General features: G+C 54.9%; 12 protein-coding genes. 7 read left to right on the top strand and 5 right to left on the bottom strand.

Annotation, left to right across the window (positions count from 1 at the left end; all coding sequences use genetic code 11):
• Positions 1-17 precede the first annotated feature (17 nt).
• From mtlD to lldD, 5 genes are all read left to right on the top strand, one after another.
• Positions 18-1,166 carry a mannitol-1-phosphate 5-dehydrogenase gene (mtlD, locus tag M1D91_RS22325; protein WP_457975842.1) on the top strand — a complete coding sequence of 383 codons (1,149 nt, stop codon included), beginning with the start codon at positions 18-20 and terminating at the stop codon, positions 1,164-1,166.
• Positions 1,166-1,753: a mannitol operon repressor MtlR gene (gene mtlR / locus M1D91_RS22320; RefSeq protein WP_437433471.1), complete on the top strand. Its 588-nt coding sequence runs from the start codon at positions 1,166-1,168 to the stop codon at positions 1,751-1,753. Before mtlD ends, mtlR begins: the two co-directional genes overlap by 1 nt.
• Positions 1,754-1,812: 59 nt before the next feature.
• The gene (locus tag M1D91_RS22315) at positions 1,813-2,175 is read left to right on the top strand and encodes a YibL family ribosome-associated protein (RefSeq protein WP_437433412.1); all 363 of its coding nucleotides are present in this window, start codon (positions 1,813-1,815) and stop codon (positions 2,173-2,175) included.
• A 423-nt stretch (positions 2,176-2,598) separates the two neighbouring features.
• Complete coding sequence (gene lldR, locus M1D91_RS22310) at positions 2,599-3,375, top strand: transcriptional regulator LldR (protein ID WP_437433413.1); 777 nt, start codon at positions 2,599-2,601, stop codon at positions 3,373-3,375.
• A complete protein-coding gene (lldD, locus tag M1D91_RS22305; RefSeq protein WP_437433414.1) occupies positions 3,372-4,559 on the top strand; it encodes an FMN-dependent L-lactate dehydrogenase LldD in 1,188 nt (395 codons plus the stop codon). The genes lldR and lldD overlap by 4 nt, the downstream gene beginning before the upstream one ends.
• A gap of 361 nt (positions 4,560-4,920) precedes the next feature.
• On the opposite strand, the gene M1D91_RS22300 is transcribed toward lldD, so the two are convergent.
• The 3 genes from M1D91_RS22300 to M1D91_RS22290 form a co-directional block, all read right to left on the bottom strand.
• A complete protein-coding gene (locus tag M1D91_RS22300) occupies positions 4,921-6,237 on the bottom strand; it encodes an MFS transporter (protein ID WP_437433415.1) in 1,317 nt (438 codons plus the stop codon).
• 262 nt (positions 6,238-6,499) lie between these two features.
• Complete coding sequence (yhjD, locus tag M1D91_RS22295) at positions 6,500-7,543, bottom strand: inner membrane protein YhjD (RefSeq protein ID WP_437433416.1); 1,044 nt, start codon at positions 7,541-7,543, stop codon at positions 6,500-6,502.
• Between the two features lie 52 nt (positions 7,544-7,595).
• Positions 7,596-8,495, bottom strand: coding sequence for a LysR family transcriptional regulator (locus M1D91_RS22290; RefSeq protein ID WP_437433417.1), 900 nt, complete (start codon positions 8,493-8,495; stop codon positions 7,596-7,598).
• Between the two features lie 119 nt (positions 8,496-8,614).
• On the opposite strand from M1D91_RS22290, the gene M1D91_RS22285 reads away from it, so the two are divergent.
• Positions 8,615-9,373, top strand: a complete 759-nt coding sequence (locus M1D91_RS22285; RefSeq protein ID WP_437433418.1) for an SDR family NAD(P)-dependent oxidoreductase — start codon at positions 8,615-8,617, stop codon at positions 9,371-9,373.
• 45 nt (positions 9,374-9,418) lie between these two features.
• Here M1D91_RS22285 and M1D91_RS22280 read toward each other — a convergent pair whose 3' ends face one another.
• Together M1D91_RS22280 and M1D91_RS22275 are read right to left on the bottom strand one after the other, a co-directional pair.
• Positions 9,419-9,817: a YdeI family stress tolerance OB fold protein gene (locus tag M1D91_RS22280; RefSeq protein WP_437433419.1), complete on the bottom strand. Its 399-nt coding sequence runs from the start codon at positions 9,815-9,817 to the stop codon at positions 9,419-9,421.
• Between the two features lie 67 nt (positions 9,818-9,884).
• A complete protein-coding gene (locus M1D91_RS22275; protein WP_437433420.1) occupies positions 9,885-10,421 on the bottom strand; it encodes a GNAT family N-acetyltransferase in 537 nt (178 codons plus the stop codon).
• Between the two features lie 150 nt (positions 10,422-10,571).
• Here M1D91_RS22275 and M1D91_RS22270 point away from each other — a divergent pair, with 150 nt between their 5' ends.
• A complete protein-coding gene (locus M1D91_RS22270) occupies positions 10,572-12,167 on the top strand; it encodes an STY4199 family HEPN domain-containing protein (RefSeq protein WP_437433421.1) in 1,596 nt (531 codons plus the stop codon).
• Positions 12,168-12,173 lie beyond the last annotated feature (6 nt).

Raw genomic sequence — 12,173 nt, 5'->3', positions numbered from 1 at the left:
TGATGAAGGTTAACACTATGAAAGCATTGCATTTTGGCGCAGGTAATATCGGACGTGGTTTCATCGGCAAACTGCTGGCGGACGCGGGGATTACGCTGACATTCGCCGATGTGAATCAGGTGGTTCTCGACGCCCTTAATGCCCGTCATAGCTATCAGGTGCATGTGGTTGGCGAAAACGAGCAGGTTGATACCGTCTCTGGTGTCAACGCGGTAAGCAGCATTGGTGATGAGGTGGTTGACCTGATTGCGACCGTCGATCTGGTGACGACCGCTGTCGGCCCGGTGGTACTTGAGCGCATCGCCCCGGCCATTGCCAAAGGTCTGGTAAAACGTAAAGCGCAAGGGCTCGACACCCCGCTGAACATCATCGCCTGTGAAAACATGGTGCGCGGTACCACCCAGCTTAAAGGCCATGTTTTTAACGCACTGGCGGAAGAGGATAAAGCCTGGGTCGAAGCCCACGTTGGCTTCGTTGACTCTGCCGTTGACCGTATCGTTCCGCCGTCTGAATCCGCCACCCACGATCCGCTGGAAGTCACCGTTGAAACCTTCAGCGAGTGGATTGTCGACAAAACCCAGTTCAAAGGTGCGCTGCCGGACATTCCGGGGATGGAATTAACCGATAACCTGATGGCGTTTGTTGAACGCAAGCTCTTCACGTTAAACACCGGGCATGCTATAACCGCGTACCTTGGTCAACAGACGGGTCATCAGACCATTCGCGATGCCATCCTGGACGAGAACATTCGTGCGGTGGTGAAGGGCGCAATGGAAGAGAGTGGCGCGGTGCTGATCAAGCGCTATGGCTTCGATGCTGAGAAACACGCCGCGTATATTGAAAAAATCCTCGGTCGTTTTGAAAACCCATACCTGAAAGATGACGTTGAGCGCGTTGGGCGCCAGCCGCTGCGTAAACTGAGCGCAGGCGATCGTCTGATCAAGCCACTGCTCGGCACGCTGGAATATGCGACTGCGCACACTAATCTGGTCAAGGGTATCGCTGCGGCGATGCATTATCGTAGTGAACAGGACCCGCAGGCGCAGGAACTGGCGGCACTGATTGCTGAAAAAGGCCCTCAGGGCGCACTGGTGCAGGTTTCTGGTCTGGATGCCAATAGCGCGGTGGTGGCTGAAGCCGTCGATGCTTACAACGCAAAGGCATGATGCCGAATCTGGCGCGGGACATCCCGCGCCTGTTAACAAAATTGTCAGATATGCAGGCAATAATGGAACTTACACAGGCTTTCGAAAACCGTGTGCTCGAGCGTCTGAATGCTGGCAAAACCGTACGAAGCTTTTTAATTGCCGCCGTGGAGTTACTCACCGAGGCGGTAAATATTCTGGTGCTTCAGGTCTTCCGCAAAGACGACTATGCAGTGAAATACGCTGTAGAGCCGTTGCTTGACGGAGATGGACCGCTGGGCAATCTCTCGGTGCGCCTGAAGTTAATTTATGGGCTTGGCGTACTCAGCCGCCCGGAGTATGAGGATGCGGAGCTGCTGATGGCGCTGCGTGAAGAGCTCAATCATGACGGCACCGAATATGGATTTACCGATGATGAAATTCTGGGTCCTTTCGGTGAACTGAACTGCGTGTCTGCCCTCCCTCCTGTCCCGCTTTTTGATACCAGCGACCCTGACCTGTACGCGATGCAGAAGCAGCGCTACCAGCAGGTTGTCCGCTCAACCATGGTGCTCTCTTTGACCGAGCTGATTTCTAAAATCAGCTTGAAAAAGGCGTTTCAGAAGTAAGCCTGCGCGCATTCGTGTATCCTTTGTCATTATTTCCCCCGTTTTCTGAGTCAAATACCATGAAAGAAGTCGAAAAGAACGAAATCAAACGCCTGAGCGACCGCCTGGATCTCATTCGCCACCAGCAGGCCGCCCTGTCTCTGGTGGAGTCTGCCGAGAAATACGCAGAGCTGGAAAAAGAAAAAGAGACGCTCGAAACTGAAATCGAACGTCTGCGTGGCCAGTACAGCCAAAAGCTCAGCAAAGAAGCACAGAAGCTGGTGAACATGCCGTTCAAACGCGCCATCACCAAGAAAGAGCAGGCCGACCTCGGTAAGCTGAAGAAAAGCGTACGTGGGCTGGTCGTTGTTCACCCGATGACCGCCCTGGGCCGTGAAATGGGTCTGAAAGAGATGACCGGTTTTTCGAAGACCGATTTCTGATTTCGCTTCCCCTTCATAACCGAAGGGGAACGCTTTTTTTCCGTAAAAATCCATCCCACCAGGCATAATCGGCGCAGGAAGGTTGAGCCTGGACAGCGCGGTAAAACCGCAGCGTACACGAAGTACGTGAGGATTATACGCTTCGCTTATCCCTACGGGACCGCCCTGAGGGCGTCCAAAACGCCCTGCGTTTTGTTTGGACACTGCCCGGATTCTAACTGGCAAGCAAGCTAGCCAGGTGGAATGGATTTCAAGTGGCCCTACCACTTCGCGCCGTAATGCGCACCGCTTCACAGCCCGCAAAATCACATTAAATTAACATTGCCATTACAAAACGGCCCATTACCCTTGTGCTTATGGCATCGTGCTGCCGGAAACTGGCAGTACCACTTCCCCCCGGATTTCACTGACACGGAGCAGACCATGAACGCGACGGCTGAACGGCTTTCTGAGGATGTTGCCCGGCGTATCAGGACACTGATTAAAGAAAAAGGGCTTGAGGCGGGCATGCGTTTGCCGTCAGAGAGACAGCTGGCATTGCAACTTGGTGTTTCCCGCAATTCGCTGCGCGAAGCTATCGCCAGGCTCATCAGCGAAGGGGTGCTGTTGAGCCGTCACGGTGGTGGCACCTTTGTGCGCTGGCAGCATGAAACCTGGTCGGAGCAGAGCATTGTGCAGCCGCTTAAAACGCTGCTGGAAGACGACCCCGATTACAGCTTCGATATTCTGGAAGCCCGCCACGCCATTGAAGGGAGCACCGCCTGGCATGCCGCCTTACGGGCCACGCCCGTTGAGAAAGAGAAGATCCGTCTCTGCTTTGAGGCCACCCTGGTCGATGACCCGGACCTCGCCTCGCAGGCAGATGTGCGCTTTCATCTCTCCATTGCCGAGGCGTCGCATAACCTTGTGCTGCTGCAAACCATGCGCGGCTTTTTCGATCTGCTGCAAAGGTCGGTCAAGCAGAGCCGCCAGCGTATGTACCAGGCCCCCCCTGTCTTTACCCAGTTAACCGGGCAGCACCGGGAGATTATGGACGCCATTTTTGCCGGTGAGCCCCAGCGCGCACGCGATGCCATGATGACTCACCTTAGTTTTGTGCACACCACTATCCGCCAGTTTGATGAAGACCAGGCGCGCAGCGCGCGCATCACTCGCCTGCCCGATGAACGGCATACGCTTCCCTTTGGAGATAAAGCATGATCATTTCCGCCGCCAGCGACTACCGCGCTGCCGCCCAACGCATTCTGCCCCCTTTTTTGTTCCACTACATCGACGGGGGGGCTTACGCGGAGTATACCCTGCGCCGAAACGTGGAGGATTTGGGTCAGGTCGCCCTGCGCCAGCGGGTGCTGAAGAACATGTCAGCGCTGAGCACGGAAACCACGCTGTTTAACGAAAAGCTCTCGATGCCTGTCGCCCTGGCCCCGGTTGGGCTATGCGGTATGTACGCCCGTCGCGGTGAGGTGCAGGCGGCGGGAGCGGCGGATGACAAGGGCATTCCCTTCACCTTATCAACCGTCTCTGTCTGCCCGATTGAGGAAGTCGCCCCCACCATCAAACGCCCGATGTGGTTCCAGCTGTACGTTCTGCGGGATCGCGGCTTTATGCGTAATGCGCTGGAGCGCGCAAAGGCGGCGGGCTGTTCCACACTGGTCTTCACGGTTGATATGCCAACACCAGGGGCGCGTTACCGTGATGCGCACTCCGGCATGAGCGGGCAGCACGCAGCCCTGAGACGTTACTGGCAGGCTGTGACTCATCCGCAGTGGGCCTGGGACGTGGGTCTGCACGGCAGGCCGCACGATTTGGGGAATATCTCTGCGTATTTAGGGAAACCCACCGGGCTTGAGGATTATATCGGCTGGCTGGCGACCAATTTTGATCCGTCCATTTCGTGGAAAGACCTGGAGTGGATCCGCGAATTCTGGGATGGCCCGATGGTGATCAAGGGGATCCTCGATCCAGAAGATGCACGGGATGCGGTGCGCTTCGGTGCCGACGGGATTGTGGTTTCCAACCACGGCGGTCGCCAGCTCGACGGCGTGCTCTCTTCCGCCCGCGCCCTGCCGGCCATTGCGGATGCGGTGAAAGGCGATATCGCTATCCTGGCCGACAGCGGCATTCGTAACGGGCTGGACGTGGTGCGCATGATTGCCCTTGGCGCAGATACCGTCCTGCTGGGGCGTGCGTACCTTTATGCGCTGGCGACGCATGGTCGTGCGGGTGTGGCGAACCTGCTGAACCTGATTGAGAAAGAGATGCGCGTGGCGATGACCCTGACCGGGGCGAAATCGATAGGTGAGATCGGCAAAGATTCGCTGGTGCAGGAGCTGAGTAAGATCCCGGCGGCGCTGGCCCCGCTGACGCAGGGGGATGCGGCTTAGGATTTGTGCGACCTGTTCCCCTCACCCTGACCCTCTCCCCAAAGGGGAGAGGGAACCGACCGAGCCTGAACTTTCCATATGGGAGAGGGAACCGACCGAGCCTGAACTCTCCATATGGGAGAGGGAACCGACCGAGCCTGAACTCTCCATATGGGAGAGGGGAACTACCGAGCCTGAACTCTCCAGATGGGAGAGGGGACCGACCGAGTCTGAACTCTCCAGATGGGATAAGGGCCGAACGAGTCTGAACTCTTCGGGTGGGAGAAGGGACCAATCGAGTCAACGGTGAAAAGGTGAGGGAAGGGGTTTTCACCCTCTCCCTGTGGGAGAGGGCCGGGGTGAGGGCATCAGGCCGCAGAAATCACAACGCCTGGTGCTTTGTCTCATGGGTCAGAATTAACGCCGTCAGGGTCAGGGCGGCCATCGCCGCCAGATAGATCCCCACGTACATCAGACCGTAATTCGCCTGCAGCCAGGTGGCGATATAGGGTGCCACGGATGCCCCCAGAATGGATGACACGTTATACGAGAAAGACGCACCGGTATAACGCACCTCCGTCGGGAACAGCTCCGGCAGCAGCGCGCCCATCGGACCGAAAGTCAGCCCCATCAGGCTCAGGCCAATCAGCAGGTAAGCCATCACCAGCGCCGGGTTACCGGAACCCAGCAGCGGTGGGAAGACGAACAGCGCGAAGAGAATGATAAGCGACGTAATCACAATCATGCTCTTACGGCGACCGTATTTATCCGCCAGCAGACCGGCAATCGGGACCATCACGCCAAAGCCTATGACCGCCATCATCAGCATCCACAGCACTTCATTGCGCGGCATACCCAGCCCGGTCGGTGAGGTACTGAAGGTCATCGAGTAGACGGTCATGATGTAAAACAGCGTGTAGGTCGCCAGCATGATGAAGGTGCCGAGCACTGTCACGCGCACGTGTTTGGTCAGCAGAGTACCCAGCGGCACTTTCACCTGCTTTTTTGCTGCCGCGATTTTGGCGAACACCGGCGTTTCATGCAGCGATACGCGAACATACAGGCCAATCAGCACCAGAACCGCCGAGAAGATAAAGGGTACGCGCCAGCCCCAGCTCATGAACTGCTCGTCAGTCAGCAGCCAGGAGAGCAGCAGGAAAGTGCCGTTAGCGAAGAAGAAGCCGATCGGCGCGCCTAACTGCGGGAAGGAACCATAAAGCGCGCGTTTACGCGGCGGGGCATTTTCAGTGGCCAGCAGCGCCGCACCACCCCATTCGCCGCCAAGCCCCAGCCCCTGACCAAAACGGGCCAGCGCCAGCAGCAGCGGTGCCATCACACCAATGGATTCATATGTCGGCAGCAGGCCAATCAGTACGGTAGAGATCCCCATCGTCATCAGTGAGGCGACCAGGGTGACTTTACGCCCTACGCGATCGCCGAAGTGACCAAAGACCGCCGAACCAATCGGACGCGCCACAAAAGCAATAGCAAAGGTCGCCAGCGACTGAAGCGTGGCCGCTGTCGGATCGCCCTGCGGGAAGAAGATATGGGGGAAAACAATGACCGCCGCAGTGGCATAAATATAGAAGTCGAAAAACTCGATGGCGGTGCCAATCAGCGAGGCGATAACGACTTTACTGCGTGAGTTTACCGGTGGGTTTTCCTGCTCGTTGTCTAAAGTTGTGGCTGTGGCTTGCATAATATTTTCTTATTTTTGGGCGAACGGACGACCATATTAGTCATAGCAAAAGCGACATTTCAATCTGTAACAAAGTGCGGGAGTGGGCAAAAAAGCGGCAAAAAGCGGATAATTTTCAGACCTGCGATTTCGCTTCTATGAAATGCTTCACAAATTTTTAATGTTGGAATTAAAAACTGGTTTTAGGTTAAATAAAAGTTACGGCTTGGTTATTCATGCTGAAATGAGGAATCGGGCTGAAATATTCAGCCCGACAGGGGGACTAGCGTTGCGTTTTACCCGGCATTCGCGGGTCACCTTTGTACTGTGCCGTCGCGATCCATGCCGCACAGAATAAGGTGAGGCGGGCGAAGAAATAGAAGAACGCCATCAGACCCAGTACCGAACCAAAGGCGGCACCCGACGGCGATTTCACCATTGACGGTAAGGTGTAGGTCATGACGATTTTTATCACCTCAAAACCGATAGCCGCGATGAGGGTGCCGCGAATCAGCGCTTTTTTACGTGGGCGGTGGCGCGGCAGTCGCCAGAAAATCCAGAAAAACAACAGATAGTTGGCAGCGATGGAGATGGCAAGGCCGATAAGCCTCCACGCCGGTTTCAGCCACTCAATGTAATCCAGATAGAGGGCGGAAATAATGATCTCCTGGGCCGAGCCGGCGATGGAGGTAATCGACAGGGTGATGATTAAGGCGACCAGCAGCCCAATCAGCGAGATAAAGTCGCGTAAGTACTTCATCCATATTTTTTCTTCATCCTGCGCGCTGCGCTCCCAGTTATCGCGGGACTGGGCGCGAATGGCTTCACGCAGGTTGCCCATCCAGTTAATGCCTGAATAGAGCGCAATGGCGAAGCCAACGATCCCCACCGTAGTTCGCTGTTGCACGGCTGTATTGATGGTACTTTTCAGCGTAGCGGCAAGCGTCGGATCGCTGACGCTAAGCAGGATCTTGCTGAAAATGTCCTGGAGCAGCGTGGGGTGCGACGCCAGAATGAACCCTGCCGCCGCAAACGAGACCATCAGAATGGGAATCATCGACAAAAATGAGAAGTAGGTAATAGCAGCACCGAACTGGTTACCCATACGGTCGTTAAAGCGTTCAGTCGCGCGAATGAGATGCGCGACCATCGGGCGGCGCTGCACTTTTTTCGCGACCTGCGTAACGGTCTCCAGCGCGGAATGGGATGCGCCGTCATCAGAAGGCTTAGTGTCGGGCTTTTCGGAGGGATCTGATGTCTCCATTTTTCTGACTGGCTCGTATTCCAGGTCCTGAGTGGGACGTTTTTCGCTGTTTTCCGGGGTCATCAGTGCTAATTTCCTTTGTCTGCTCGCGATTAGGTAAAATTATAGACTGCCTCTAATCAACGTAGTCTTTCATTACCCCTGAAAGCCACTCCATGAACAGGTGTACGCGCCGTGAAAGGTTGCGCCGGTGAGGATAAATCAGAGAGACCGGCATCGGTTCTGCGCGGTATTGCGGCAGGATTTCGACCAGTGTGCCGCTGCGTAAGGCATCCCTTACTCCGATGCGCGGCACCTGAATAATACCCAGCCCGGCCAGGCAGGCCGCATGGTAGGTATCGGTGCTATTCACGGTGAGAATGCCCCCGGTTTTTATCCACGACGTTTTGTTATCGCACCAGACTTCAAAGCCCTGCGGACGAACGCCGAGGTTGAGTGCATAGTGAACAACGGCGTGAGAAGAGAGGTCATCCAGCGTCTCCGGGTAGCCAAAGCGCGCCAGATAATCAGGGCTGGCGCAGTTGATTATCGACAGCCTGCCCAGATGGCGGGCGATGAGTCCCGAATCTTTAAGCGTACCGACACGCACCACGCAGTCAAAGCCTTCCCGAATCACATCGACCCGCCGGTCGCTACTGCTGAGTTCCAGTTCAATGCCGGGGTAGTGCTGGAGAAAAGCAGGGAGACGGGGGATAACAAGGTTTTTCGCGACAGCCACCGGCATGTCCACCCGCAAACGTCCACTGATGCTGGACGGATCATGAAGAAAGAGTCCGTCGAGTTCATCCATGTTACTGAGCAGGTCCTTCGCCCGTTCGTAATAGACCATGCCATCCTGCGTCAGCTGCACACGCCGGGTTGTACGATAAAGCAGCTGGGTGCCGAGATGGTTTTCCAGCGCCTGGATCTGGCGAGATACGCTGCCTTTAGGCAGACCAAGGGAGTCTGCCGCACGCGAAAAGCTCTCCAGTTCAGCGACCCGAATGAACAACTGCATTGCATAAATTCTATCCATTCCATGCCCCAATTGTTGTTTGTAATGAAACAGTGAAGCGTAATTCAGTGCCTTTATTGTTGTACCACCAGCTAATAAGCTTTTTCTACAGTGAACAACAGACAAAAACGAGGTTTCTCATGACACAACGTATCGCTTTGGTTACCGGTGGCAGCCGTGGGCTGGGAAAAAACGCGGCAATGAAGCTGGCAGCACGTGGAACAGGGATCATCCTGACGTACAACAACAATGCGCAGGCGGCTCAGGACGTGGTTGAGGAAATCACGCGTAAAGGCGTGAAAGCAGTGGCATTGCGCTTAAACGTCGGCGATGTAGCAAGCTTTGAGGTTTTTGCCCAACAGGTGAAAGAGCAGTTGCATACCACATGGGGGCGGGAGACGTTTGATTATTTATTGAACAATGCTGGTATAGGTATCAGTGTCCCGTTTGCTCAGACCAGCGAAGCGCAATTTGATGAATTAATGAACATCCATTTAAAAGGGCCGTTCTTTCTCACCCAGCGCTTGCTGCCGCTGTTGGTCGATGGAGGCCGCATTCTGAACGTTTCCAGTGGTCTGGCGCGTTTCGCGCTGCCGGGTTATGCCACCTACGCAGCCATGAAAGGGGCGATGGAAGTCTTGACCCGTTATCAGGCCAAAGAGCTCGGCGCACGCGGCATTTCGGTAAACATCATTGCGCCTGGTGCCATTGAGACCGATTTTCGCGGCGGGGAAGTGCGCGATAATCCACACATCAACCAGCATATTGCTTCGCAAACGGCGCTTGGACGGGTGGGTAAACCGGATGATATCGGCGATGCGATAGCAGCATTACTGAGTGACGACCTGGCGTGGATGAATGCTCAACGTATGGAAGTATCCGGCGGGATGTTCCTGTAAAAAAGAGGCCGGGTAGGGATTACCCGGCTCGGTTTTTATGCGAGGTTACTGTTTCTGGAAGTGGGTGACTTTAACGCGGGCAGGTTTCTGCTTCGCGTCGAGGGACCCGCTAATGCCCACCAGATGGTCCGGGGAAACCTGGCGACCATCGAAGATAGCCATCGGGATATGTACCTCTATTTGCCCGGTTTTATCCCTGAATTCATACACATCTTCACCAATTTTACGCACTAAATTGCCTCGTAAAGAGACGGAGGCACCATCGTGCATTGCTTTTGCCTGTTCCACGGTCATGGAACGGGCATCTTCCATACCGCGATAGCCCTCATCCATTTTATGTGGTGCGGGTGGCGCTTTATCCGCTTTGAGTCCGGGTGAATCTTCTGCGAATGCTGTCATGGAAAACAGTGCTGCTACGGCTGTTGCCAGCAGAATCTTCTTCATAAGCTCGCCTCACGATCAGTAAAACACTGGCTAAGCCTGGCACAGCCTGCTGAGGATGACAGGTGAATTATCTGGTTTCGCCGTATTCGTGGTGCAGCAGCCCAAATATCCAGTCATTTTGCCAGCGGCCTGCCAGCCAGAATGCTTCACGCAGTTCACCTTCCTGCACAAAACCTGCTTTTTCAAGCACCCGCCTGGAGGGGGTATTACCTGCTGTCACTGTCGCCACAAGGCGGCGGATTCCCCCCTCTGCGAATGCGTACCTACAGACGGCGTGCAGGGATTCCAGCGCATAGCCCTTCCCCTGCGCGGGCGGCGCAAATAAAAATCCCACTTCGGCGCAGTCACGCTCCCGATGGACGTAACCGGTCACGCCGAGCGGCATACCCGTCACGCTGTCGCGTACTACCAGACAGAGCCAGTGTTCACTGCCAGGAGACCAGGCGGGAAGGCGGGTATCGAATGCTTCACGGATCGCCGCCTGCGGACGAGGTTCTGCAACAAAACGCATCACCTGCGGATCCTGCTGTAAGGCGAGAAAAAATGGCCAGTCGCTCTCCGTTATCGGGGAGCAGGTCAGTCGTGTCGTCTTCAGGGTTAACATTATTTTGCTCCAGGATTTTTGTTTTGTTAAAGCCGCCGTCACTGATAATAATCGTTAACTGGTCTATGTTTTAACTACTCATAAATAAAGAAAATTTAACGATTGTTCTCGCCAGTTAATTATTTCTTAGGTTGCACTTAAAGGAAGAGAATGGCCCGTTCTGCACCCCGTAGTCTGAGTGAACAATTTGACGAATGCATCGGAATTATCCGCCAGGCGTCTGTCGAGATTTTGCTGTTATTAAATGTACATTTCGAGGAAGGCAAAGATCCGCGCTGGTTTCTGGAGCAACTTGATATTGCGCGCCTGAGTCTTGGTGGTTGGGGAATGGTGGCAAAAAGATTAAAACTGAACGACGCGGAATTAACGCAGTTCACGTTGCAGTTGCGCCATTTACAACAGGTGGTTCCCCATTATGAAAAAGGTCAGGACGTCAGCGAAAATCAGCTGATTACCGCCCTGCGTTTTGTTCGTGCGTTGGAGCACCTGCGCATGAAACAGCCGCTCCTGACCTACAACACCACCCTGCATGATAAGCACGAAGGGCAGGAGCATGGATTGGTTCAGCTACGGGCGCTGGAGCTGATGCTGAAATCCTTAATCAACCACGCCTGGCCTGATAAATTACGCTTACGTAACCATTTGAAAACACGGTTTGGGGCTGATAATGTGCGCCGCTGGCTGAAAACCGGCGACGACGATGATGTTCTGAGTGGCATGAAGTTTGGCGAGCTGGCGTCACTACTGGTCGACAGAAAAGAGTTCAGTCAGCACTATGCGCGGCTTTTTAACGACACCGCAGTACTGAATCTTTTCCTTGAACCCCGTAAAACGCTACAAACGTTCCTCGATGATATTCGCCAGATTCGCAGCACGGTGGTGGCCGGTCAACCCCTGACCAGCAATCAGCTGACCTTACTGGATAATTATTATCCGCAAATCACCGGTCCCGTGCAGCGAGCCTGGGAAGAGGGGCGAATCAAGATTAATCCTGCGGGTTTAATGAAAGAGGCAGGAGAGGGTTTAGAGGCTTACTGGGAGCATGCGCGTTCAAAAGATCGCGCGGCGGGAGGGGATGCGATGCAAATTCGCGGTGATATTGAGAAACCGGAAAAACGGGCTGCCCGCACACGCGAGCAGCGCGAACAGATGCTGTCGACGCTGTTATGGGGTGCCGTCGGCGTGGTGGTGGTGGTAATGGCAGTGGGCGCGTTTATGATGTTCAGCGGCGGCGCCTCCATGGCAACGGGGCCTCTTACCGGGGAGAGCCGCATCACGGTGCCCATTTCTCAAAGTAAAGAGAAAGTCACGCCGAAAGAAACGCTGAGCCGTATGGGCATCCCACGCGATGAAAGCAACTTCCGCTCGGCCATCGATCGCAACGATACCCGCGTTGTTTCACTGTTTCTGAGCACCGGTATGCCGTGGAAACTCTCCTGGACTGAACAGGCGCTGGCGAACAATTACACGGACGTGCTGGATATGCTCCTGCGTTATCGTCTGCAGATGGAGGAGAATCGCCCGTGCCGTCGCTTTATAGAGAATATGGCGCATAACATGGCGGCAGGTACGCGACTGGACTCGGTGCGTAAGAACCTGTTGCAGGCGTTTTGCACTTCAAAACCAGTGGTCAATCGCCAGCGTTATGAGATGGAACAGGCGGAGTTACGTTACAAAGCCGCACCTGACGATGACAGCAAAAAATGGGCGGATATTCAGTCCGCCATTTATGACGTCATTGAGTAGGAGAGA

It is taken from the genome of Enterobacter sp. SA197 (assembly GCF_054131575.1).
This window is presented reverse-complemented; position numbering and strand designations above follow the sequence as displayed.